Source organism: Pseudomonas petrae, from assembly GCF_021728295.1.
GTDB classification, from domain to species: domain Bacteria; phylum Pseudomonadota; class Gammaproteobacteria; order Pseudomonadales; family Pseudomonadaceae; genus Aquipseudomonas; species Aquipseudomonas petrae.
The window spans coordinates 40326-64371 of sequence record NZ_JAKJXE010000022.1 but is presented as its reverse complement, the minus strand read 5'-3'; the positions used below and the strand labels follow the sequence as shown (position 1 = coordinate 64371).

The window sequence follows — 24046 nt, the reverse complement described above, 5'->3', positions numbered from 1 at the left end:
ACCGACGCCTTCCCGGCTGAAGCCGGTCCCACCAGGGATCGTCGTAGCCAGTTCCAGACGCAGCCTTACCAGGGGAATACATGAAACGCATCCAGATTCTCGATTCTCATACCGGCGGCGAGCCGACTCGGCTGGTGCTCGACGGGTTTCCCGATCTTGGGCGGGGCAGCATGGCCGAGCGGCGTCAACTTCTGGCGGACGAGTTCGATGACTGGCGGGCCGCGACGGTGCTCGAACCCCGCGGCAGCGATGTGCTGGTGGGCGCGCTGTTGTGCGAGCCGGTGGACCCCGAGGCCTGCGCCGGGGTGATCTTTTTCAACAACAGCGGCTACCTGGGCATGTGCGGCCACGGCACCATCGGGCTGGTGGTGTCGCTGGCGCATCTGGGCAAGATCGGCCCCGGCGTGCACCGCATCGAAACCCCGGTCGGCACCGTGCAGGCCACGCTGCACGACGACCGCTCCGTCAGCGTCGACAACGTGCCCTCCTACCGCTACCGCAAACATTTCGTCGTCGAGGTGCCAGAACTGGGCAGCGTGACCGGCGACATCGCCTGGGGCGGCAACTGGTTCTTTCTGATCGCCGACCACGGCCTGAGCGTCGCCGCCGACAACCTCGACGCCCTCACCGATTACACCTGGAAGGTCCGGCAGGCGCTGGAAAGCCAGGGCATTCGCGGCGAAGACGGCGGCGTCATCGACCACATCGAGCTGTTCGCCGACGACGACCATGCCGACAGCCGCAACTTCGTGCTCTGCCCCGGCAAAGCCTACGACCGCTCGCCCTGCGGCACCGGCACAAGTGCCAAGCTGGCATGCCTGGCAGCAGACGGCAAACTTCAACCCGGCACGCTGTGGCAGCAGGCCAGCGTGATCGGCAGTCAGTTCGAAGGCAGTTTCGCCTGGGAGCACGGCGAACGGCAGACGGGCGACCGCATCGTGCCGACCATTCGCGGCCGCGCCTACATCAGCGCCGAAGCCACCCTGCTGATGGACGACGAAGACCCGTTCGCCTGGGGCATTCGCTCGTGACCAACGCGGCCACGCTGCAAGGCCATGCCGCTGATGTGATCGTCATCGGCGGCGGCATCGTCGGCGCGGCGTGCGCGGATGAGCTGGCGTCTCAGGGTTTGCAGGTGCTGGTGGTGGATTGTCAGCGCCCGGCCGCGACGGCTGCGGGCATGGGCCATCTGGTGGTGCTGGACCACAGCGCTGCCGAGCTGGCGTTGGGGGAATATTCGGTCAGGGCTTGGCGCGAACTGGCGCCGCAGATCCCGAATGACTGCGCGATGCGCACCAACGGCACGCTGTGGCTGGCCTGCAACGAGGAAGAAATGGCCGAAGCCGAGCGCAAACACGCCGCGCTGAGCGAATACGGTCTGGCCTGCGAGTTGCTGTCCGGCGCCGAACTGGCGAATGCCGAACCGTCTTTGCGATCTGGCCTGCTCGGCGCATTGAAGGTCAGCGGCGACGGCATTCTTTACGCGCCCAATGCCGCGCGCTGGCTGTTGCAGCGCCAGTCTTCACGGGTGGCTCAGCGGCAAGCGGAGGTCGCTGAAGTTCAGGGCAACCGGGTCCGCCTTGCAACCGGTGAATGGCTGCAAGCCCCGGCCGTGGTGCTGGCCAGCGGCATCTACGCCCGTGAACTGTGCCCTGACCTGCCGTTGCAAGCGAAGAAAGGCCACCTGCTGATCACCGACCGTTACCCCGCCCAGATCACCCACACGCTGGTCGAATTGGGCTACGTCACTAGCGCCCACAAGGGCAACGGCCCGTCGGTGGCGTTCAATGTGCAGCAGCGTCCGACCGGCCAGCTGTTCATCGGATCATCGCGGCAGTTCGACAACCATAACCCTGACGTGGACGCGGCCATGCTCGGACGGATGCTGCGTCGGGCGATGGACTTCCTCCCAGGGCTCGGCGAGATGAACGGAATTCGCAGCTGGACCGGCTTTCGCTCCGCGAGCCCCGACGGTCAGCCGCTGATTGGCGAGCATCCGCACCAGCCCGGTCTGTGGCTGGCGGTCGGGCACGAAGGCCTCGGCGTTACCACGGCAACCGGCACCGCCCGCTTGCTCGCCGCGCAGATGCTGCGCACCCCGCCGCCCCTCGACCTTGAACCGTATCTGCCGCAACGCTTTATCGGAGCCCGCGCCCATGCCTGAATTGAGCATCGATGGTCAGCCTTTTCGCTTCGCACAGGGCACCACGGTGGCCGCCGCGCTGATGTCGAGCGGCGATCGCTGCAGCCGGACGTCGGTCAGCGGCCAGCGGCGCGCGCCCTTGTGTGGCATGGGTATTTGCCAAGAATGCCGGGTGAGCATCGACGGCCTGCGCAGATTGGCCTGCCAGACGATCTGCCGCGACGGCATGCAGGTCGAGACTCAGCCATGACGTTGAAAGAGACCGATCACGTCGAGTTGCTGATCATCGGCGCAGGCCCGGCTGGCATGGCGGCTGCTTTGGCTGCGGCGCCTCGCGGGCTGAGCATCGCCATCCTCGATGACAACCCGCTGCCGGGCGGGCAAATCTGGCGCGACGGCCCACATGCTCAAGTGCCGAAACAGGCCCAGGACATGCGCAGGCAATTGCAACGTTTGAGCAACGTTCGCCTGCACAGCGGCTGCAAGGTGGTCGCGCTGGCGGGGCCGAAGCGCTTGCTGCTGGAGGACGCCGAGCGCGGCTGGTTGTTGAGTTACAACAGGCTGATTCTGTGCACCGGCGCGCGGGAGCTGCTGCTGCCCTTCCCCGGCTGGACCCTGCCGGGGGTCACCGGCGCCGGCGGTTTGCAGGCGCTGATCAAAGGCGGCCTGCCGGTCGCTGACGAACGCATCGTTATCGCCGGGACTGGCCCGCTGTTACTGGCTTCGTCAGCGACCGCACAAAAGCACGGCGCCGAAGTCGTGCGCGTTGCCGAGCAGGCGCCCTTGAGCGCCGTCGCCGGATTTGCCGCCGGGCTGTGGCGCTGGCCGAACAAGGCGATTCAGGCAATCACCCTGGCCAGTGCCGCCTATCGCACGTCGGCCCATGTGCTGGCGGCGCTGGGCACGGATCGGCTGGAGGGCGTGCGCGTTCAGGTCGGCGACAAGGTTGAAGAGCTGGCCTGCGAGCGCTTGGCCTGCGGTTTCAGTCTGGTGCCCAACACCGAGATCGCCCGGGCGCTGGGCTGCACCGTAAGGAATCAGGCCATCGTGGTGGATGAGTGGCAAGCCACGAGTCTGGCCGATCACTACGCAGCGGGCGAAAGCACTGGCTTCGGCGGCAGCGAACTGGCACTGGTCGAGGGCCGTATTGCCGGGCTGGTGGCGGTCGGTGAACGGGATAAGGCGCGAGGATTGTGGGCTGAGCGGCAGCGCTGGCAGGGTTTCGCAGATCGGTTGAACAAGGCGTTCAGCCTGAACCCTGCGCTGAAAAATCTGGCGGCGCCGGAAACGGTGGTCTGCCGCTGCGAGGACGTGCGTTACGCGGACCTCGCCGATCATGGCAGCTGGACCCGTGCCAAACTCGCCACCCGCTGCGGGATGGGCGCGTGTCAGGGGCGCATCTGTGGGACGGCGGCGCAGACGTTGTTCGGCTGGGACCCCCCGTTGTTGCGCCCGCCCTTCAGCCCGGCGCGGATCTCGACGCTGGCGTGCCTGGATGAGGGTGACTCTGTTTGAGGTGAGTTGAGATCCCGACTAGGCGTCGCAGGGAAGTTGCCGCATCATCGATCCCGTCCTCCGCCCGACCCTCCCGCCCGTGAACATGATTGACCTCATCCCTACCGCGCCCTTGCACGACCTCGACCAGTTGCTCGCCAGCCTGGAACGGGTCGCGCCGCTGTTCGATGCCATTCCCGGTGTGGTGTTCTTCGTTAAGGACGCCCACGCGCGCTATGCGCTGGTCAACCAGACGCTGGTGCAGCGCTGCGGTTTCAAGGAGAAAAGCCAGATCGTCGGGCTGACCGCCGAAGAGGTATTCCCCGCGCGCTTCGGGCCGTTGTACACCGCCCAGGACCGCCGCGTGCTGGCCGATGGCAGGCAACTCAGCGATCAGCTGGAGCTGCACCTGTATTACGGCAATCAGCCAATCTGGTGCCTGACCCACAAGATCCCCCTGCGCGATCGACACGACGCGATCATAGGGCTGGCGGGTATTTCAAGGGATCTGCAAATCCTCCAGACGACCCATCCGTCGTATCAGAAGCTGGTCGAGGTCGACGCGTACATTCGCGAACACTTCGCGCGGCCCATCACGCTTGAGCAACTGACCGCCATCGCCGGGCTGTCCATCGCCCAACTGGAGCGGCACTGCAAACGCATCTTCCAGCTCACGCCACGGCAGATGATCCACAAGGCACGGCTGGGTGAAGCGTCGCGGTTGTTGCAGGACGACCTGTCGATCACCGAGATCGCCTTGCGCTGCGGGTACACCGATCACAGCGCGTTCAGCCGCCAGTTCAAGGCGCTGACCGGGGCTTCGCCGAGTGAGTATCGGGATTCGCAGAGGCGTATCTGAGTCCGCACTTCCCACCTGGATGATCGCGGTGCTTCTGTAGGACTGGCTTTAGCCGGGAAGAGGCCCGTGTGTGCACCGTTGATTTTGCAGTGTGCCGAATGACGCGTTGCCGGCTAAAACCGGTCCTACGGTGATTGCAGTCCCGCTGGATGATTGCAGTGCGGCGCAATCTGCATCTTGCCGCACTGCAACGTGCATCAATGAAGCACGCCGCTCGTTCCTGCTCCTTTATGTAACACCGCCCCGCGCACTTAAAACACCCATCTAAACCCCGGCCCGCTGATCCAGAGCCCTGCACAGGATACTGGCCAAACAGGCACGCTGCGTGCATATGAAATATCGTATACGAAATTACTTATCCGACCGTTTCTCCATCTGCACGCACCGAGGCTTCTATGAAAAACCAAGCAGTCGCCGTCGCCCTCCTCGCCGTCATGAGCGCTTCCTTTATCAACACCGCGCTGGCCGACAAGCTCGATGACATCATCGACTCCGGCAAACTGCGCTGCGCCGTGACCTTGGACTTCCCGCCGATGGGGTCCCGTGATGAAAAGAACAACCCGGTCGGATTTGACGTCGATTACTGCAACGACCTGGCGAAGGTGCTGGGCGTCACAGCCGAGGTAGTGGAAACGCCGTTTCCGGACCGCATTCCTGCGCTGGTTTCAGGGCGAGCTGACGTGATCGTGGCGTCGACCTCGGACACCCTGGAGCGGGCGAAAACGGTGGCGATGACCATCCCGTATTTTGCGTTCCAGATGGTGGTACTGACCCGCGACGACGCTGGCATCAACGGCTACGACGACCTCAAGGGCAAGGATGTCGGCAACACCAGCGGTACATTTGAAGCCATCGCGCTGGAGAAGGATCAGAAGAAATGGGGCAGCGGCAGTTTCCGGGCGTACCAGACCCAGAACGACACCATCCTCGCCGTCGCCCAGGGCCACATCAAAGCGTCAGTGGTCACCAACACCGTCGCCGCCGCCTCGATCAAATCCGGCAAGTACAAGGGCCTGAAGATTGCCGGCAATGCGCCCTACACCATCGACTACGTGTCCCTTGCGGCCAAGCGTAACGAGTACGGGCTGATTCATTACCTGAACCTGTTCGTGAACCAGCAAGTGCGCTCGGGACGCTATGCCGAGCTGTATGAAAAGTGGGTGGGCGGCAAGCCGGTGGACCTGACGGTGCCGGGCGTCTATTACTGAGATTCTTGATCGTTCCCCCGCTCCGCGCGGGAATGCAGCCCCAGACGCTGATCGTTCCCACGCTCTGCGTGGGAATGCATCCCCTGACGCTCTGCGTCAGAAAAGCGCAACGCGGAGCGTCGCAAGCGGCATTACCACGCGGAGCGTGGGAACGATCGAATCCCGGAAACGGTTCATTACTCAGGAGCCCACGATGTCTGAAGTTTCGTTGGACGGGCGCTGTCTTGTCTCCGGCAGCGCGCAGGGCGAATTGCTGTACGCCGACGTGGGCCTGAGTTTCTGGGGCGGGGTCGAACCGTTTACCGGTGAAGTCATCGACCGGCATCACCCGCTCAGCGGCCAGTTCATCAACGGCCGGGTGCTGGCCATTCCCAGCGGGCGCGGTTCGTGCACCGGCAGCAGCGTGTTGCTGGAACTGATCCTTAACGGCCACGCGCCGGCCGCACTGGTCTTCGAGCGCGTCGAAGACATCCTCACCCTCGGCGTGCTGATCGCCGAGCAGATGTTTAGCCATTCGATCCCGGTGATCAGCGTCGGCGAAGCGGGTTTTGCGGCGCTGCGGGACGTCGCTTTTGTGCGGGTCGAGGATGACCGCCTGAGCGGCTTTGCCTCCCTGCCGCCGCCACTGCCTAGCGATTACAAAGCCTTGTCGAGACCTGCCTCAATCAGCAAGATCACACTGAGCGAAACCGACCAGGGCCTGCTCGACGGCGCCTACGGCAAAGCCGCACAAGTGGCGATGGGCATCATCCTGCGCATGGCGGAGCTGCAAGGCGCAAGCGAACTGCTGGACATCACCCAGGCGCACATCGACGGCTGCATCTACACCGGGCCTGCCAGCTTGCGTTTCGCCCGGCAACTGGTGGCCTGGGGCGCCAAGGTGCGCGTGCCGACCACCCTCAATTCCATCTCCGTGGACAAGCGCCGCTGGCGCGAACTCGGCGTCGATCCGGCCCTCGGCGAACCCGCCAGTCAGCTGGGCGATGCCTATCTGGACATGGGCGCGCGCGTGAGTTTTACCTGCGCGCCGTACCTGCTGGACAGCGCGCCGGAGCTGGGCGAGCAAATCGTCTGGGCCGAGTCCAACGCAGTGGTGTACGCCAACAGTGTGATCGGCGCGCGCACCCTGAAATACCCGGACTACCTCGACATCTGCATCGCCCTCACCGGCCGCGCGCCGAAGATCGGCTGCCACCTGACGCAGCAACGGCTGGCGACCCTGCGCATCGACGTACCTGCACTGGACGGCCTCGACGACAGTTTCTACCCGCTGCTCGGTTATCACGTCGGGCTGCTGTGCGGCGCCACGATTCCGGTGATCTGCGGCCTGGAGCACAAGGCCCCCACGCTGGATGACCTCAAGGCCTTCGGCGCTGCGTTCGCCACCACCTCCGCTGCGCCGATGTTTCATATCGTCGGCGTGACACCCGAAGCCACCACCGCCGAACTGGCAATGGGCGGGCACGCGCCGGAGAAAATCCTGACCATCAGCCCGGCGGATCTGCTGCACAGCTGGCGCGAGCTGAACAGCGCGCAGACGCCGGAAGTGGACGCCGTGACGTTGGGCAATCCGCATTTTTCCCTGAGCGAATGCGCGACGCTGGCGCACCTGTGTGGCAGCCAGCGCAAACATGACAACGTGGCGATCGTGATCACCTGCGGCCGCGCCACGCTGGAGCGCGCGCAACAGGCCGGCTATGTCACCACGCTGGAACGCTTCGGCGTGCAGTTCGTCACCGACACCTGCTGGTGCATGCTCGGCGAGCCGGTTATCCCGCCGACCGCGCGCAACCTGATGACCAACTCCGGCAAATACGCGCATTACGCCCCCGGGCTGGTGGGGCGTCGCGTGCATTTCGCCAGCCTGGCCGAGTGCGTACACAGCGCGATCACCGGGGTTGCCAGCGGGCGCCTGCCGGTCTGGCTGCAGGCCGCCACCGTTGCCGAGGCCAGCCCCCATGTTTGATTACAACTTCCACTGGCGCGCCGCGTTCAAGGCCCTGCCCGACATGCTCAACGGCGCGTGGGTGACCTTCGAAACCGCCGCGCTGTCGATGATCCTCGGCGTCACCATCGCACTGTTTCTGGTGTTCATGCGCCAGGGCAAAAACCGCCTGTTCCGAGGCTTCGCGGCGACCTGGATTTCCATCGCGCGCAACACGCCGTCGCTGTTTCAGGTGTACATCCTGTATTTCGGCCTGGGCTCGTTCGGCCTGCACATCAGCTCATGGGCGGCATTGCTCGCGGGCATCACCATCAACAACGCGGGCTATCTGGCGGAGAACTTTCGCGGTGGTCTGAAGGCCGTGCCCGACACCCAACTGCGCGCCGCCCGTTCGCTGGGCATGAGCGCACCTCAGGCCTATCGGCTGATCGTCATCCCGCAGTTGCTGCGCATCGTTTTCTATCCACTGACCAACCAGATGGTCTGGGCCGTGCTGATGACCTCGATGGGCGTGATCGTCGGCCTGAACAACGACCTCACCGGCGTGACCCAGGATTACAACGTCAAGACCTTCCGCACCTTTGAATTCTTCGCCATTGCGGCGGTGCTCTACTACCTGATCGCCAAGCTGATAGTGGCCGTTGCCCGGCTGCTGTCCTGGCGGCTGTTCCGGTACTGAGGAGATGGGCATGTTCGAGAGCACGTTCACCTGGAACGACCTGCAATTCATCCTTCAGGGCGCCTGGGTCACGATTTTGCTGACGGTGGTGTCGATGATCATCGGCACGCTGGCCGGGGTGGTCTGCGGCATGGCCCGCGCCCTGCTGCCGCGCAGCACCATCCCGCTGGCGTGGCTGCTGGACGTGTTTCGCAGCGTGCCGTTGCTGATTCAGTTCGTGCTGTTCAACGCACTGAAAAGCATCGTCGGCCTGAACTGGAGCGCCTTCGCCGTCGCCTGCGTTGTGCTGGGCTTGTATGTCACCGCGTACTGCACGGAGATCGTGCGCAGCGGTGTGCTGTCGGTGCCGCTCACCCTGCGCCGCGCCAGCCGTTCGCTGGGGCTGACGTACTGGCAGGACCTGCGCCAGATCGTCATGCCGATGGCCACCCGCGTGGCGTTTCCCGGCTGGATCAACCTGCTGCTGGGGGTGATGAAAGACACCGCGCTGGTGATGTGGATCGGCATCGTCGAACTGCTGCGCGCCTCGCAAACCATCGTCACGCGCATTCAGGAGCCGCTGCTGGTGCTGTGCATCGCCGGCCTGATTTATTACGTCATGAGTCTGGTGGTCGCCCGTTTAGGCGCCCGGCTGGAAACGAGGTGGCAGGAAAATGATTGAGATCGACAACGTGCACAAGTCATTCGGCGAGCTTGAGGTCATCAAGGGCGTGAGCCTGCAGGTGAAGAAAGGCGAAGTGGTGTCGATCATCGGCGGTTCGGGCTCGGGCAAGTCGACGCTGCTGATGTGCATCAACGGGCTGGAATCGATCAAGAGCGGCAGCATTCGCGTCGACGGCACCGAGGTGCATGCCCGGGGCACGGACATCAACAAGCTGCGGCAGAAGATCGGCATCGTCTTTCAGCAGTGGAATGCGTTTCCCCATTTGACGGTGCTGGAAAACGTGATGCTGGCCCCGCGCACGGTGCTGGGCAAAAGCAAGGCCGAAGCCGAGGCGCTGGCGGTCAAGCAACTGACCCATGTGGGCCTGGGCGACAAGCTCAAGGTGTTTCCCGGCAAGTTGTCGGGCGGCCAGCAACAGCGCATGGCGATTGCCCGGGCGCTGGCGATGTCGCCGGATTACATGCTGTTTGACGAGGCGACGTCAGCGCTGGATCCGCAACTGGTGGGCGAGGTGCTGGACACCATGCGCATGCTCGCGGAGGACGGCATGACGATGATTCTGGTGACCCACGAAATCCGCTTCGCCCGGGACGTGTCCGACCGCGTGGCGTTTTTCCGCAATGGGCTGGTGCATGAGATCGGCACGCCGGATCAGGTGATCGGCAACCCGCAACGGCCGGAGACGGCGGATTTTTTGAGATCGATTAATTAGGGGGTTGGCTTGAAGGAGGGCGTCCATGGAAACCACCACCTGTAGGAGTGAGCTTGCTCGCGAAGACTGCATTGCAGGCGCCAGAGAGGATGTGAATGTACCGGCCCCTTCGTGAGCAAGCTCACTCCCACAAGTCATCCAGCGTAAGTGAGATCGAAGGCTCGCCTCATTTTCTGATGAGCCCAAGCAAATCGATAAGTATTTTTTTACAGGAGGGCCTTAGGTCATGCGCTCATCGAAAGTGATTCATGTGGTCAGTTGTCACGCCGAGGGTGAGGTGGGCGATGTGATTGTCGGCGGGGTTGCGCCACCGCCGGGGGAGACGATCTGGGAGCAGTCGCGCTGGATCGAGAAGGACAACGTGCTGCGCAATTTCATGCTCAACGAGCCGCGCGGCGGGGTGTTCCGCCACGTCAATCTGCTGGTGCCGCCCAAGCACCCGAAGGCGCAGATGGGCTGGATCATCATGGAGCCGGCCGACGTGCCGCCGATGTCTGGCTCCAATTCCCTGTGCGTGGCGACGGTGCTGCTGGACAGCGGGATCCTGCCGATGACCGAGCCGGAAACCCGCCTGATTCTTGAGGCGCCGGGTGGGCTGATCGAGGCGATTGCCCAGTGCCGCGACGGCAAGGTGACGAGCGTCGAGGTGCACAACCACCCGTCGTTCGCCGATCAGTTGGATGTCTGGATTGAGGTGCCGGGCCTGGGGTCGATTCAGGTCGATACCGCCTATGGCGGCGACAGTTTTGCCATCGTCGATTCGGTGAAGCTGGGCTTTTCCCTGACCGCCGATGAAGCGAAGGACCTGGTGGAAACCGGCCTGAAAATCACCAAGGCCGCCAACGAGCAACTGGGGTTCAGCCATCCGTTGAACACGGACTGGAATCATATTTCCTTCTGCCAGATCGCCGCGCCGGTCAACTTTGACGGCGGCGTGGCCAATGCGGCGAACGCGGTGGTGATTCGCCCCGGCAAGATCGACCGCTCGCCGTGCGGCACCGGGTGTTCGGCGCGGCTGGCGGTGTTGCATGCGAAGGGCCAGTTGAAGGTGGGCGACCGGTTTATCGGGCGTTCGATCATTGGCTCGGAGTTTCACTGCAGGATTCAGAGCGAGACCGAGGTGGCCGGGCGCAAGGCAATCATCCCGAGCCTGTCCGGGCGGGCGTGGATCACCGGGACGCACCAGCACATGCTCGACCCGAGCGACCCGTGGCCGGAGGGTTACAAGCTGAGTGATACCTGGCCGGTGGGGTTGAAGTTGTGATGGAAACACCTGAGTCGTCGGGCTAACACATTACCCTGTAGGAGCGCGCTTGCCCGCGAATGCGGTGTGTCTGCAATGGATGTGATGACTGGCACACCGCATTCGCGGGCAAGCGCGCTCCTACAGGGATCGGGGGGAGCCTGAAATACCGGTTAAACGCAGCAATCATTGGGCGTGACTCGTCCGAATTTAAACGTATACGAAATACCTTTATCCAATCAGGAGTCAACCATGAGTCAGTCCGTATCCTGGAGCGGGGTCTTCCCTGCCGTTACCACGCAATTCAACGACGATTTTTCCCTCAATCTGGAGGCCACCCATAAGGTCATTTCCAACCTGGTGCGCGATGGCGTGTCGGGGCTGGTGATCTGCGGCACGGTCGGGGAAAACACTTCATTGAGCGTGGCTGAAAAGATCAGCCTGGTGGAAGCCGCCAAAGACGCCTCGGCCGGCCGCGTGCCGGTGATTTCGGGCATCGCCGAGTTCACCAGCGCCAACGCCAGCGCTGTTGCCAAAGAAGTTCAGAAAGCCGGAGCCGATGGGATCATGCTGATGCCGGCGCTGGTGTACTCGGCGAAGCCATTCGAGACCGCCGCGCACTTCCGCACCGTCGCCGCCGCCACTGACCTGCCGATGATGGTTTACAACAACCCGCCGATCTACAAGAACGACGTGACGCCGGACATCCTCATCTCCCTGGCGGACTGCGACACCATCGTGTGTTTCAAGGATTCATCGGGCAACACCAATCGCTTTATCGATGTGCGCAACGAAGTCGGCGATCGCTTCGTGCTGTTTGCGGGCCTGGATGACGTGTTGGTGGAAAGCGTTGCGGTGGGCGCAGTGGGTTGGGTGTCGGGGATGTCCAACGCCTTCCCGAAAGAGGGCGAGACGTTGTTCCGTCTGGCCAACGCCGGGCGTTTTGCCGAGGCGATGGCGCTGTATGAGTGGTTCATGCCGCTGCTGCACCTGGACGCGCGTCCAGACCTCGTGCAGTGCATCAAGCTGTGCGAAGCGATCATGGAACGCGGCAGCGCCCTCACCCGCCCACCACGCCTGGCGCTGCCGGACAGTGATCGGGAATATGTCGAGAAGTTGATGAGGACGGCGCTGGCGAACAAGCCGGTGTTGCCGGATGTGGGGTTGTAAAAACGACTGCCGAACGATGTGGTGTCTGATAACGACGCGAATTCATTGTAGGAGCGCGCTTGCCCGCGATTGCGGTGGGTCAGGTTCACCTCTGGCGGCTGACACTCCGCAATCGTCCGGATGCGGCCCAGACCAAGCGCGCTCCTACAGGGGACAGCGCAAGGCCTTACACATTCACCACATTCACAAACCGCGAGGCAGCGGTTTCGTCGATGCGCAGGTTGGTGAAGTCGAACAGGTTGCGGTCCGCCAGTTGCGAGGGCTGGACGTTCTGCAGGCTGCGGAAAATCATGTCGGAGCGGCCCGGGGTCTTGCGGTCCCATTCCTGCAGCATGTCCTTGACCACCTGACGCTGCAGGTTTTCCTGGGAGCCGCACAGGTTGCACGGGATGATCGGGAATTGCTTGATGTCCGAATAGGCCTGAATGTCCTTCTCGGCGCAGTAGGCCAGCGGACGGATCACCACGTTGCGGCCATCGTCGGCGCGCAGCTTGGGCGGCATGGCCTTGATGCAGCCCTGGAAAAACATGTTCAGGAAGAACGTCTCGACGATGTCGTCACGGTGATGACCGAGGGCCATCTTGGTCGCGCCGATTTCATCCGCAAACGTATACAGCGTGCCTCGACGCAGGCGCGAACACAGCGAGCACGTGGTCCGGCCCTCGGGGACCAGTTCCTTGACCACCGAATAGGTGTCTTTCTCGACGATGTGATACTCGACGCCCAGTTGCTCCAGGTACGCCGGCAGGACGTGTTCGGGGAAGCCCGGCTGTTTCTGGTCCATGTTCACCGCGACGATATCGAAATGGATCGGCGCGACTTTCTGCAAATGCAGCAGCACATCCAGCAGCGTGTAACTGTCTTTGCCGCCGGACAGGCAGACCATCACCTTGTCGCCCTCTTCAATCATGTTGTAGTCGGCCACCGCTTCGCCCGCGAGTCGACGCAGACGCTTCTGCAGTTTGTTCTGATTGACTGAAAGGGTGCCCATGGCGCTGGTATCCGCTCGCTGTGGTGTGAAGAGACGTGGGGAAAGGGTCGGGATTTTACGCAAAAAGCCCAAGTTGGGTAATGCCGGCCCATCCTACAGTTTAAGCACTTCCCCGAGCGTTCATGACCAACCGCTATTAGCAGGATGCTTGAACACCTCAATCGCTCTAAAGCAGCCGGTTTTCGGGGTACTCAGCTTCCTATACTGGCCTGAGAGGTCGCAGCCCTTGAGCGATTGTGGCCTTGCCCTGACGGCGTCTGGCGGTCAGACGCTTCGTCGGAAGCGGCGGCACACTTCGCGGGAGTAACGGGCATGATCCATCACGTCTTGGGGCTGTTCACCCACCCCGATCAGGAATGGCAACAGATACGTGGCGAAGATGAAGAAAGCATCGGCCACTTGTACCTCACCCACACGCTGATACTGGCGGCGATCCCGGCGGTGTCGGCGTACATCGGCACGACGCAGGTGGGCTGGCAGATCGGCGACCGGGCACCGGTCATGCTGACCAGCGACAGCGCGGTGTGGATGGCATTGATGTCGTACATCGCCATGCTCGCCGGGGTCGCCGTCATGGGCGGCTTCATCCACTGGATGGCGCGCACCTATGACGCCACGCCCAGCCTGGCGCGCTGCGTGGCCTTCGCGACCTACACGGCGACGCCGCTGTTCATCGGCGGGCTGGCCGCGCTGTACCCGCACATGTGGCTGGGAATGATGGTCGGGCTGGCGGCGGTCTGCTACACGGTGTACCTGCTGTACGTCGGTTTGCCGGTGTTCATGGGCGTCCACCCGGACGAAGGCTTCATGTTCTCAAGCTCGGTGCTCGCGGTCGGGCTGGTGGTGTTGGTGGCGATCATGGCGTTTACGGTGGTGTTGTGGGGCGTCGGGATCGGGCCGGAATTCACCAGTTAGTACCGGGTGACCATTCGGCGCTTTGGGTTTTGGCGGCACAGAAGCTTTGCGGCATACTCGCGTCCTCTGGAGACCGATGAAGCATGCTCGAACCACTCAACACCCGCGTCGAATCCTGCTACCAGCAAGCCGAAGATTTCTTCAAACGCCCTTTCAAGCGCCCGGTCGTGAGCGTCAAACTGCGCGGCCAGAAGGCCGGCGTTGCACATCTGCACGAGAACATGCTGCGCTTCAATCCGAAGCTGTACCTCGAAAACAGCGAAGACTTTCTGCGCCAGACCGTCCCTCACGAGGTCGCGCACCTGGTCGCTCATCAACTGTTCGGCGACACCATTCAGCCCCATGGCGAGGAATGGCAGCTGATCATGCGCGGCGTCTACGAGCTGCCGCCGAACCGCTGCCACACCTACGAAATCCAGCGCCGCAGCGTGACCCGCTATATCTACCGTTGCCCATGCCCGGAAAGCGATTTCCCGTTCACCGCCCAGCGCCACAAGCTGGTGCGCAAGGGCCGCCGGTATCTGTGCAAGCGCTGCCGGGAGATTCTGGTGTTCAGCGGCGAGACGCGGGTGGAGTAATCGCCCGCTTCATCCAAACACACCCGCCTCACCCATCGACTCAATCTCTTGCGCGCTGAACCCCGCTTCGGTCAGCACCTGCGCAGAGTGTGCACCGACGGCCACGCCAATGTGCCGGGGCGCGGGCAGTCCCGCTGAAAACTTCACCGGGCAGGCCATCTGCATCTGAGCGCTGCCATCGTCTCGTGGAACCTGCGACAGCATCTCTCGCGCCTGAATGTGCGGATGCTGCGTCGCTTCTAAGAAACTCAGTACCGGCTCGACACAGGCGTCAATGCCGGCGAACAGCTCCTCCAGCTCGGCACAGCTGCGGCGCTCGAACTCGATTTCCAGCTCGTGCTTGAGCGAGGCCTGTTCGTCGGGCACGAACGACAGTCCAAGCCGCGCCAGCTCCGGTCGCCCCAACGCGGCACACATCCTGTGAAGAAACGCCGGCTCCAGGCCCCCCACCGAAAACCATCGGCCGTCGCGACTGCGGTAGTAATCGTAGAAGCTGCCGCCGTTGAGCATCTGCGTCTCCCGCTCCGGCTCGATGCCGGCCGCCAGATACCCCGCGCCGGCCAGGGCATTCAGGCTGAACGCACAATCGGTCATGCTGACGTCGACGTACTGGCCCTGCCCGGTTTGATGGCGCGCGACCACCGCCGCGAGGAGACCGATCACCCCATGCAGCGAACCGCCGGCGACATCCGCGACCTGCACGCCCAAGGGCAACGGCCCGCTGTCCTTGCGGCCGGTGTGGCTGGCCAGCCCGGCCACGGCCATGTAATTGATGTCGTGGCCGGCGCGATCGCGGTAAGGCCCGGTTTGGCCATAGCCAGTGATGGCGACGTAGATCAGACGCGGATTGATCGCCTTCAACGCCTCATACCCAATCCCCAGCCGGTCCATCACACCGGGCCGAAACTGCTCCAGGACAATGTCGTAATCCGCCACCAGTCGCTTGACCACCTCGATGGCCTGGGCCTGCTTGAGGTCCAGCGCCAGGCTGCGTTTGTTGCGGTTGAGGTAGGCGTGGCTGGCTGAAACGCCATGGTCGTGGGGCGGCAATTCGCGAAGCAGGTCCGGCCGGTTGGGTGATTCGATGCGCAACACCTCGGCGCCCATGTCCGCCAGCAGCAGCGAAGCGAACGGCCCGGGCAGCAACGTCGAGAAATCGAGGACTTTGAGCGATGACAGCGGACCTTGCATGGGGCGTTCTCTGATGGCCGGCGGGTGGCTCAGAGTAGGTGCGATTCGCCCATAAAAAAAGCCTGTCCGAAGACAGGCTTTTTCAACAACCTTTACCGCTAACGCGTGTTACGAACGCACAACGGGGGTAGGCGCGACTTCGGCCACACCCAAGTCGTCGGTCGGAGCGGTGTTGTCGATGGCACGACCGCCGGAGGCCAGCTCAGCCTGCATCTGCGGAACGTCCAGCTCGCCGACCCACTTGGCCACGACCAGCGTTGCCACGGCGTTGCCGCACAGGTTGGTCAGGGCGCGGGCTTCGGACATGAAGCGGTCGATGCCCAGAATCAGCGCCAGACCGGCAACCGGCAGAGTGCCCACGGCAGACAGGGTGGCGGCCAGCACGATGAAGCCGGAACCGGTCACGCCTGCCGCACCTTTGGACGACAGCAGCAGCACCAGCAGCAGGGTGACCTGATGGGTGATGTCCATGTGGGTGTTGGTGGCCTGGGCGATGAACACCGCGGCCATGGTCAGGTAGATCGAGGTACCGTCGAGGTTGAACGAGTAACCGGTCGGGATCACCAGACCTACCACGGATTTCTTCGCGCCCAGACGCTCCATCTTGATCAGCATGCGTGGCAGCGCCGACTCGGACGACGAGGTACCCAACACGATCAGCAGTTCTTCGCGGATGTACTTGATCAATTTGAGGATGCTGAAGCCGTGAGCGCGCGCGATGGAGCCCAGCACCAGCAGCACGAACAGCAGGCAGGTGATGTAGAAGCACAGCATCAGTTGGCCCAGCTGCACCAGCGAGCTGACGCCGTAGGCACCGATGGTGAACGCCATGGCACCCAGCGCGCCGAGCGGGGCGAGCTTCATGATCATGTTGATGATGTTGAACATGATGTGGGCGAAGCGATCGATGAAGTCCAGGATCGGCTTGCCGTACGCACCCAGGCGATGCAGGGCGAAACCGAAGATCACCGAGAACATCAGCACTTGCAGGATGTCGCCGTTGGCGAAGGCGCCGACGATGGTGTTCGGGATAACGTTGAGGATGAAGCCGACGATGCTCTGGTCTTTACCGGCGGTCACGTAGGCCGCGACCTTGGACGCGTCGAGGGTGGACACGTCGATGTTCATGCCTGCGCCCGGCTGAACGACGTTGACCACGATCAGGCCGATGATCAGCGAGATGGTCGAGACGATTTCGAAGTAGAGCAGCGCGTAGCCGCCGGTCTTGCCCACGGATTTCATGCTCTGCATGCCAGCGATGCCGCTGACGACGGTGCAGAAGATGATCGGCGCAATGACCATTTTGATCAGTTTGATGAACCCGTCACCCAGCGGTTTGAGCGTTACGGCAGTTTCGGGGTACCAGTGACCAAGCGCGATACCGACGATGATCGCGACGATCACCTGGGCATACAGGGATTTATAGATGGGCTGACGAGTCGTCATTGCAGTTTCCTCAAGAGCATCGATCTGCAGCATTCCGGTTGCAGTGACGCCTAAAGTGCGAACCCTCCTGCTCGGAGGGATTTGTTTTTGTCGAGCTGCGCGCGGCAGACCTCTGCCCAGTGCATCGCAAGCACCGTGCCATAGTTGTTAAATCGTGTGACAGGCCCGGATTCCGTGAACCGTCTGGTTAACGGTAGACCCATTGGCGGGAAGATGATGGCGGTTTTCCGCCGTTTATCGGCAAATCGCCCGCCACACTGGCGGGTATCCGCCTCGAAAGGCGTGCGAACGGCTTGAGCTTAGAGGGCGAACTGAATGCGGAAGGCCGCGCCGCCCAGTTCCGAATCGCCCAGGGTCAGCTGCGCGCCGTAGCTTTCGATGATGTCCTTGACCACTGCCAGGCCGATGCCCTGCCCCGGGTTTTGCGTGTCCAGCCGTTCGCCGCGTTCGAGAATCCGGGCGCGCTGGCTTTCCGGAACGCCCGGGCCGTCGTCTTCGATGCACAACTCGTCGCCCATCATCGATGACCGCCAGCTCACGCGCACTTCGCCGAGACACAGGCGGTAGGCGTTTTCCAGCAGGTTGCCGAGCATTTCCAGCAAGGCGCCCTCCTCCATCTGTACCTGGCCGTTGTCCGGCAGGTCGAGCACCACATTGACACGCTTGTCGCGGTAGACCTTTTCCAGCGTGTTGCACAGGCTTTGCACCACGGGTTTGAGGGCCACGTGATAGCGCACCAGCCCGCTTTTACGCAGGCTGGCGCGCTGCAATTGGTAGCTGATCTGCTGGCTCATGCGCTCGATCTGCGATTGCAGAATCCGCGCCTGCTCCAGATCTTCTGGCCGTTTGGCGATCTGCTCGCTGACGCCCTGCAACACGGCCAGCGGCGTTTTCAGGCTGTGGGCGAGGTCGTCGAGGGAGTCGCGGTAACGAATGCGCTGTTCACGTTCGCTGCGCAACAGGCGGTTGAGCGAATCGGTCAGGCGCAGCAGTTCGCTGGGGTGTTCTTCGCTGAGGCTTTCCCGCGAGCCGGCCTCGACCTGATCGAGTTCCTGACTCATGCCGCGCAGCGCACGCAAACCCCAAGTCAACCCGCCCCAGAGCAGAATCAGCAGCACCAGCAGCGCGCCGCCGAAACCCAAGTAGAGTTTTTCGCGCAGGCCGGAGATGGTTTCCTGGTATTCGCGCACCGGTTGCAAGGCGACGATGCTGAAAGCCGCGTTACGCCCGCCGAGCAGTTTGATTTCGACGTCATAGACGAAGAACTCCTCGCCATTGGGCTGGCGAATCTTGGCGAATTCGTTGCCGCGGCCGTCATAGCGCGGCTGGTAGTCGATGGCTTCGTCTTCGGTGGCCCGGGAGCGCCACACCAGTTTGCCGGCGCGGTTGTAGATGTAGCCGAGCAAGCGGCTGTCGGGCAGGGCGAATTGTTCGCCGGGCAGTAACGACGGCATCAGCAGGTGGTCGTCTTCGACGCGGGCGGCGGAGATGAGCGTGGTGACGTCCGACGCCAGGCGTTTTTCGATGGAGCTTTCCAGCGCCAGGCTGAAGGCGCTCTGCAGCGCCGGCAGCATCAGCAGCATGAAGATGACGGCCAAAGTCGCGGCGCCCAGCATCAGACGAAGGCGCAGCGAACGAATCATGTACAGCGCTCGGTGAACAGGTAGCCGAGGCCACGCACGGTGTCGATCGGTTTGAAGCCGGCGGGCCCTTCGAGCTTGCGCCGCAGCCGACCCACCAGCACTTCGATCACGTTCGGGTCGCGCTCGTCGTCGTCGGGGTACAGCTGCTCCATCAGGCGTTCCTTGGGCACCACTTGCTGGTGGTGACGCATGAGGTATTCGAGAATCCGGTACTCGTAGGCGGTCAGCGCCAGCGGCTGTTCGTTCAGGGACGCTTGCTTGCGGTTGAGGTCCAGGCTCAGCGGGCCGGCGACGATGGTCGAGTGGGTGAATCCGCTGGAGCGTCGCAGCAGGGCATTCAGGCGCGCTTCGAGTTCTTCGAACTGGAACGGCTTGACCACGTAGTCGTCGGCACCGGCGGCCAGGCCTTCGACTTTGTCCTGCCAGTTGCCGCGCGCGGTCAGGATGAGGATCGGGAAGGCCTTGTTCTGCGCGCGCAGTTGACGGATCAGGTCGAGACCGCCAACACCCGGCAGGCCCAGGTCGATGACCGCCAGATCGTGGTTGAACTGGCCCGCCTGATACAGCGCTTCCTCGGCGTTGCCCACCGCTTCGACGACGTGACCGCTTTCGGTCAGGCGGGTCTGCAGGTGGTGACGCAGCAGGGCTTCATCTTCGACAACCAGCAATTTCATGACGCTCTCCCAGGCAAAGGCATACCTCTTGTTTCAAGAGTCCCAACGACGCTGCCGAGCGCGTGCAGTGTGACGAGCCCGGCAGCGATTGTGCAATCCAGACACCGCGAAAAACAGGCTGGCGGCTTATAAAATGTGGTGGACGGGTAAATAGGTGTGCGGGCTTTCGCTCAAGCTCAGCGAGGGGGGTTGCTGCAGCGTGCGGACCGGTCCGCGAGTCTCGAACAGTCTAGTCGTGCCCGGCAAGGACATCTGCACGTTGTAAGCGGCCGGAAGATTGCCTGTTTGCACGCTCACACCGTTGACGCGGGCGGTGAGATTTCCATAGCCGGCGGCGTAGGGATCATCCGCAGGCTGCTGGCTGAACGTCTGGCTCCAACTGCCGACCTGGGTGCTGGTGGTGAGACTGCGGCGCAGGCCGTTGATGCGGTCGGCGCGTTCGGTGTTCTTGCCGAAATCGGTGCGGGACAGGTCCGCGTTGCCATCAGCCGCTTGCGCCGCCGCGCTGCTGCCAAGGAACGCCAGCGCCAGAAAGAGCTTATTGAACGTCAGCATGAGCAGGTCCTCCGGCGCCAGGCGCCTTGTTGGGTACGGTTTGGAGCATACGCAGCCAGCGCTGAACCCCTCCTGAACACGCACTGAACCCGGGCTGAACGGTGTATTGGGGTTTTTTGATGGGCCGTGCTCACACTCCAACTCTCCAGGATTGCCCCGATCCCCTGTAGGAGCGTGGCTTGCCCGCGAATGCAATCTGCCTGTGCCATCGATTTCGCCTGACCCATCGCATTCGCCAGCAAGCCGGCTCCCACAGGTTTTGCGCATGCCTTTGGTTTTGCGTTCTCCACAATTGGTGTTGCGGGTGCCCACGATCTCGCTCTCGCCGCAGATCCACTGTAGGAGCGTGGCTTGTCCCGCGAATGCGATCTGCCTGTGCCATCGATTTCGCCTGACACACCGCATTCGCCAGCAAGCCGGCTCCCACAGGTTTTGCGCATGCCTTTGGTTTTGCGTTCTCCACAATTGGTGTTGCGGGTGCCCACGATCTCGCGCTCGCCGCAGCTCCACTGTAGGAGCTTGCCCGCGAATGCAATCTGCCTGTGCCATCGATTTCGTCTGACCCACCGCATTCGCCAGCAAGCCGGCTCCCACAGGTTTTGCGCATGCCTTTGGTTTTGCGTTCTCCACAATTGGTGTTGCGGGTGCCCGCGATCTCGCGGTCGCCGCAGATCCACTGTAGGAGCGCGCTTGCCCGCGAATGCAATCTGCCTGTGCCATCGATTTCGTCTGACCCACCGCATTCGCCAGCAAGCCGGCTCCCACAGGTTTTGCGCATGCCTTTGGTTTTGCGTCCGCCGCAAACCGACGTACGGACGGCCGCGCTTCCATTCGGCGGCAAACCGATTTTTGCGCACGACACTGCGGTTCCGGCAGAATGCCGGGCATGACTCGATCCCCGACACTGCCCGACTGTTGCCCCGCCCTCACCGCTCACTGGCCCTTGCCCCATGGGCTGGCGGATGTGGTGTTGGTGAGCAGTCGGTTCGATCCGCAAAAGCTCATCGACGGCGATTTTCAGCGCTGTCTCATCGAGCCGCCCGCCTCCATTCAGCGTTCGGTGGCCAAGCGGCAGACGGAGTTTCTTGCCGGTCGTTTGTGCGCGCGGGAGGCGATGCGCCAGCTGGATGGGCGTTTGCAGGTGCCGCTGATCGGCGAAGACCGCGCGCCGATCTGGCCTGCGGACGTCACCGGTTCGATCACCCACAGCACCGGCTGGGCCGCCGCGATCGTTGCGCGCAAAACGGACTGGCGCGGATTGGGGCTGGACGTGGAACAGTTGATGAGCAACGAGCGCGCCGTGCGCCTGGCCGGGGAGATTCTGACTCCGGCAGAAATGCAGCGCCTGAACGCTGGGTCCGAACATCAAGCGGCCAAGGTCGTCACCCTGACCTTTTCCCTGAAAGAAAGCCTGTTCAAGGCGCTCTACCCCATCGTGCTCAAGCGCTTTTATTTCGAGGACGCCGAACTGCTGGAATGGTCAGACGACGGCAACGCGCGGCTGCGGCTGACAATCGATCTGTCGAAGGAATGGCATAACGGCAAGGAGCTGGAAGCACAGTTCAGTGTGCAGGACGGGCAGCTATTGAGTCTGGTGGCGATTCGGGGCTGACGGCCGCGTCCAAAGGACAATGCTCACACCGCCCCACCCATTCCACCCGATAACTCAGGCAGCACGTGCGCCTCTGCCGGACCGTCTGCCCCTCCCTCTCTCTATAGCTAACGGCGTTGAACAGCGGATTGCGCCGCCCATCCGGCCTCAGCCTTTCACGCAACAGCCCATACCCCGGAACAACGGAAACGTCGCTCGCCGCGGACAATTGCCGCAAGCAGGTTTCCAGATAATCCCCGGCGTTGCCCCACAGCACCGCCGCCGGCACATCACCGTAGGCACTCATGCGGTCGATCACCTGCTGCAGATTCGCCAGCAGCGTCGCAAAACGCTCGAACGGGTCATCCGAAGCCGACACATGCGTCATGGCCCCCTCGAACCGCACTCCATCCAGATAGCCACGTTCGTGCAGGGCGAAACTCAGCCGGTCTAGCCCCAACGGCCACCCCAGGCCATGGGCCAGACTCGCCACCACCACCGGCGGAATCAGCTGCATCGCGTAATACTTCATCCATTGCGAGACCAGCACCGGCAACTGGTCCTTCACCAGCTCCGGCCCATACACCTTCAGCAGCAAGCGATCCAGAGCGTCATCCCGCAACAGCTCGGTCAGCGGCAACACAGGCCGCGTTTCATCGATCACCACCGTGCGGGCAAACCCGGCCAGCGCCCCTTCGAACATCACGCCTCCCCCTGCTGACGCGGCCAGGCCAGGCTGAAACACGCGCCACCCAAGGTCTGACTGCGCCCGATCAGCGCACGGCCGCCATGCCAGTGAATGATGCGGCGCACGATCGACAACCCCAACCCATGCCCGCCCGACGCCCGGGTGCGGCTGTCGTCCAGGCGCATGAAGGGCGTAAAGATGCGCTCCCAGGCACTTTCCGGCACGCCGGGGCCGTCATCTTCGACGTCGATGCGACAGCGCTCCTCACTCAGCTGATAACCGATGCGCACCTCCGACTCGGCGTGGCGCATGGCATTGCTCACCAGATTCTGCAGCGCCCGGTGCAAGTAACGCGGCTCGGCCTCGACCCAATGCTCTTCCCCTGATCCGATACGATGCAGCGCATCAACGCACTCCCCGCGCCTGACACTGATATGCGGCCGCAGCGGGGCCAGTTCGGCAATCACCTGATCGATCAGGGCGTCGAGGTCGATGCGCTGGAAATTCAGGGTCGGCGCGCCCTGCTCCAGGCGCGCGTAGGTGAGCATCTCGTCAACCAGCTTGTCGAGGTCCTGAATATCGCTGTCCATGCCGACCATGTATTTATGCCGCGCTTCCGGGGTCGTGGCGTCGTTGATCATTTCCAGCCCGAAACGCAACCGCGCCACCGGCGTGCGCAGCTCGTGGGACACCGCGCGCACTAGCTCGCGCTGGATCATCAGCGAACGCTGCAGATGCTCGGCCATGCCATTGAACGCCAACGCCAGCCGCCCGACCGAATCAGCGCCCGCTGCGGGCACGCGGGTTTCCAGGCTGCCCTGGGCGATCTGCGTGGCCGCCGCTTCCAGCCCGCGCAGCCGATGCTCAAGCCGACGCACCAGCAGGTACACAACCAGGCCGATCAGGCACAGACCGAGAAACGCGATGAGGATCAGCAGCTCCGGCGGATAGGGGTTCATCTGGAACAGCGGGCCGATCTCCAGCACCCACGGGGTTTCGCCGACGCCGGACAGCACGCGGATCGAATCGCCGCCCTTGCCCAGCGCCATCACCGTGTCGCCCTCGTCGATGCGCCGACGCTGGTCATCGTCGACATCCAGCTTCTCCAGCCGGATCAGCTGCATGTCGAAGCCGAAACCCTTGCTCTGGCGCAACGCTTCAAGCCGCGCCGGTTGCTCATTGACCGGCAGACGCACCAGCTCATCCAGCAACAGAAAGATCGTCGCGCGGGCCAGTTGCTCGCTGATCTGCCGCACCTCGCCGGTCAGCAGCAAACCGCTGGACGGGTTGCCCGACACCGCAGGCTCGACCTCCCGAAACACTCGCGCGGCATGAGGCCCGGTCTGCTCGACCACCACCTGCCCTCGACTCAGCCGGCTGCGCGCGCTGCCGTCCAGATACGCGTGCTCGGCGGTTTCCAAGGTCAGCGGGATGCCCAGCAGACGCTCCCACACGGCGAGGGCGCGGGTGCGTTCGATGTCGTTCATGCCCCGCAGATTGTCGGCCATCAGCGTGAACGTACCGTGGGCCAACTGCTCGCGGTAGTGATCGGCGCGCACGGCATTGACCAGATGCAGGGTCAGCACGCCCAGCAACGCCACCAGCACCAGAACGCCAAGCATGCCGCCATAGATGCGCAGGAAAATGGAATTCATCG

The 24046-nt window shown here is 63.0% G+C and carries 23 protein-coding genes; 15 read left to right on the top strand and 8 right to left on the bottom strand.

Annotated elements, in window-relative coordinates; translation table 11 throughout:
- The first annotated feature begins 80 nt into the window (after window positions 1-80).
- The 12 genes from L4G42_RS25205 (at window position 81) to L4G42_RS25150 (ending at window position 12117) form a co-directional block, all read left to right on the top strand.
- On the top strand, window positions 81-1031 hold the full coding sequence (locus tag L4G42_RS25205) for a 4-hydroxyproline epimerase (protein ID WP_237254672.1): 951 nt from the start codon (window positions 81-83) through the stop codon (window positions 1029-1031).
- Window positions 1028-2164: an NAD(P)/FAD-dependent oxidoreductase gene (locus tag L4G42_RS25200; RefSeq protein WP_237260030.1), complete on the top strand. Its 1137-nt coding sequence runs from the start codon at window positions 1028-1030 to the stop codon at window positions 2162-2164. Before L4G42_RS25205 ends, L4G42_RS25200 begins: the two co-directional genes overlap by 4 nt.
- A complete protein-coding gene (locus L4G42_RS25195) occupies window positions 2157-2393 on the top strand; it encodes a (2Fe-2S)-binding protein (protein WP_237254670.1) in 237 nt (78 codons plus the stop codon). Before L4G42_RS25200 ends, L4G42_RS25195 begins: the two co-directional genes overlap by 8 nt.
- Window positions 2390-3658, top strand: a complete 1269-nt coding sequence (locus L4G42_RS25190) for an NAD(P)/FAD-dependent oxidoreductase (RefSeq protein WP_237260029.1) — start codon at window positions 2390-2392, stop codon at window positions 3656-3658. The genes L4G42_RS25195 and L4G42_RS25190 overlap by 4 nt, the downstream gene beginning before the upstream one ends.
- An 85-nt stretch (window positions 3659-3743) precedes the next feature.
- Window positions 3744-4496 (top strand): AraC family transcriptional regulator, encoded by a 753-nt coding sequence (locus tag L4G42_RS25185; RefSeq protein ID WP_237261285.1) that lies wholly within the window; start codon window positions 3744-3746, stop codon window positions 4494-4496.
- A gap of 395 nt (window positions 4497-4891) precedes the next feature.
- The gene (locus L4G42_RS25180; protein ID WP_237254667.1) at window positions 4892-5704 is read left to right on the top strand and encodes an ABC transporter substrate-binding protein; all 813 of its coding nucleotides are present in this window, start codon (window positions 4892-4894) and stop codon (window positions 5702-5704) included.
- 193 nt (window positions 5705-5897) lie between these two features.
- Entirely contained in the window at window positions 5898-7670 is a 1773-nt protein-coding gene (lhpI, locus tag L4G42_RS25175; protein ID WP_237261283.1) for a cis-3-hydroxy-L-proline dehydratase, read from the top strand.
- Window positions 7663-8328 (top strand): amino acid ABC transporter permease, encoded by a 666-nt coding sequence (locus L4G42_RS25170; protein WP_065992814.1) that lies wholly within the window; start codon window positions 7663-7665, stop codon window positions 8326-8328. Before lhpI ends, L4G42_RS25170 begins: the two co-directional genes overlap by 8 nt.
- A gap of 10 nt (window positions 8329-8338) precedes the next feature.
- A complete protein-coding gene (locus tag L4G42_RS25165) occupies window positions 8339-8989 on the top strand; it encodes an amino acid ABC transporter permease (protein ID WP_237254665.1) in 651 nt (216 codons plus the stop codon).
- Window positions 8982-9704, top strand: a complete 723-nt coding sequence (locus L4G42_RS25160; protein ID WP_237254664.1) for an amino acid ABC transporter ATP-binding protein — start codon at window positions 8982-8984, stop codon at window positions 9702-9704. The genes L4G42_RS25165 and L4G42_RS25160 overlap by 8 nt, the downstream gene beginning before the upstream one ends.
- Window positions 9705-9930: 226 nt before the next feature.
- On the top strand, window positions 9931-10968 hold the full coding sequence (locus L4G42_RS25155; protein ID WP_237254663.1) for a trans-3-hydroxy-L-proline dehydratase: 1038 nt from the start codon (window positions 9931-9933) through the stop codon (window positions 10966-10968).
- A 231-nt stretch (window positions 10969-11199) separates the two neighbouring features.
- A complete protein-coding gene (locus L4G42_RS25150; RefSeq protein WP_237254662.1) occupies window positions 11200-12117 on the top strand; it encodes a dihydrodipicolinate synthase family protein in 918 nt (305 codons plus the stop codon).
- 166 nt (window positions 12118-12283) lie between these two features.
- On the opposite strand, the gene ttcA is transcribed toward L4G42_RS25150, so the two are convergent.
- Complete coding sequence (ttcA, locus tag L4G42_RS25145; RefSeq protein WP_237254661.1) at window positions 12284-13108, bottom strand: tRNA 2-thiocytidine(32) synthetase TtcA; 825 nt, start codon at window positions 13106-13108, stop codon at window positions 12284-12286.
- 312 nt (window positions 13109-13420) lie between these two features.
- Here ttcA and L4G42_RS25140 point away from each other — a divergent pair, with 312 nt between their 5' ends.
- Window positions 13421-14023 carry a Yip1 family protein gene (locus L4G42_RS25140; protein ID WP_237254660.1) on the top strand — a complete coding sequence of 201 codons (603 nt, stop codon included), beginning with the start codon at window positions 13421-13423 and terminating at the stop codon, window positions 14021-14023.
- 83 nt (window positions 14024-14106) lie between these two features.
- Window positions 14107-14601, top strand: coding sequence for a SprT family zinc-dependent metalloprotease (locus tag L4G42_RS25135; RefSeq protein WP_237254659.1), 495 nt, complete (start codon window positions 14107-14109; stop codon window positions 14599-14601).
- A gap of 9 nt (window positions 14602-14610) precedes the next feature.
- Here the strand turns inward: L4G42_RS25135 and L4G42_RS25130 are convergent, their stop codons facing one another.
- The 5 genes from L4G42_RS25130 to L4G42_RS25110 all read right to left on the bottom strand — a co-directional run bounded on the left by L4G42_RS25130 (window position 14611) and on the right by L4G42_RS25110 (window position 20110).
- Window positions 14611-15792: a CaiB/BaiF CoA transferase family protein gene (locus tag L4G42_RS25130; protein WP_237254658.1), complete on the bottom strand. Its 1182-nt coding sequence runs from the start codon at window positions 15790-15792 to the stop codon at window positions 14611-14613.
- A gap of 108 nt (window positions 15793-15900) precedes the next feature.
- Window positions 15901-17238 (bottom strand): dicarboxylate/amino acid:cation symporter, encoded by a 1338-nt coding sequence (locus tag L4G42_RS25125; protein WP_237254657.1) that lies wholly within the window; start codon window positions 17236-17238, stop codon window positions 15901-15903.
- Between the two features lie 299 nt (window positions 17239-17537).
- Window positions 17538-18881, bottom strand: coding sequence for an ATP-binding protein (locus L4G42_RS25120; protein ID WP_237254656.1), 1344 nt, complete (start codon window positions 18879-18881; stop codon window positions 17538-17540).
- On the bottom strand, window positions 18878-19555 hold the full coding sequence (locus L4G42_RS25115) for a response regulator transcription factor (protein ID WP_237254655.1): 678 nt from the start codon (window positions 19553-19555) through the stop codon (window positions 18878-18880). The genes L4G42_RS25120 and L4G42_RS25115 overlap by 4 nt, the downstream gene beginning before the upstream one ends.
- A gap of 126 nt (window positions 19556-19681) precedes the next feature.
- Complete coding sequence (locus L4G42_RS25110; RefSeq protein WP_237254654.1) at window positions 19682-20110, bottom strand: hypothetical protein; 429 nt, start codon at window positions 20108-20110, stop codon at window positions 19682-19684.
- Between the two features lie 886 nt (window positions 20111-20996).
- On the opposite strand from L4G42_RS25110, the gene L4G42_RS25105 reads away from it, so the two are divergent.
- Window positions 20997-21722 (top strand): 4'-phosphopantetheinyl transferase family protein, encoded by a 726-nt coding sequence (locus L4G42_RS25105; RefSeq protein ID WP_237254653.1) that lies wholly within the window; start codon window positions 20997-20999, stop codon window positions 21720-21722.
- On the opposite strand, the gene fhuF is transcribed toward L4G42_RS25105, so the two are convergent.
- Both fhuF and L4G42_RS25095 read right to left on the bottom strand, forming a co-directional pair.
- Window positions 21673-22446, bottom strand: coding sequence for a siderophore-iron reductase FhuF (gene fhuF, locus L4G42_RS25100; RefSeq protein ID WP_237254652.1), 774 nt, complete (start codon window positions 22444-22446; stop codon window positions 21673-21675). The genes L4G42_RS25105 and fhuF overlap by 50 nt on opposite strands.
- Window positions 22404-24044, bottom strand: coding sequence for an ATP-binding protein (locus tag L4G42_RS25095; protein WP_237260027.1), 1641 nt, complete (start codon window positions 24042-24044; stop codon window positions 22404-22406). The genes fhuF and L4G42_RS25095 overlap by 43 nt, the downstream gene beginning before the upstream one ends.
- Between the last annotated feature and the right edge of the window lie 2 nt (window positions 24045-24046).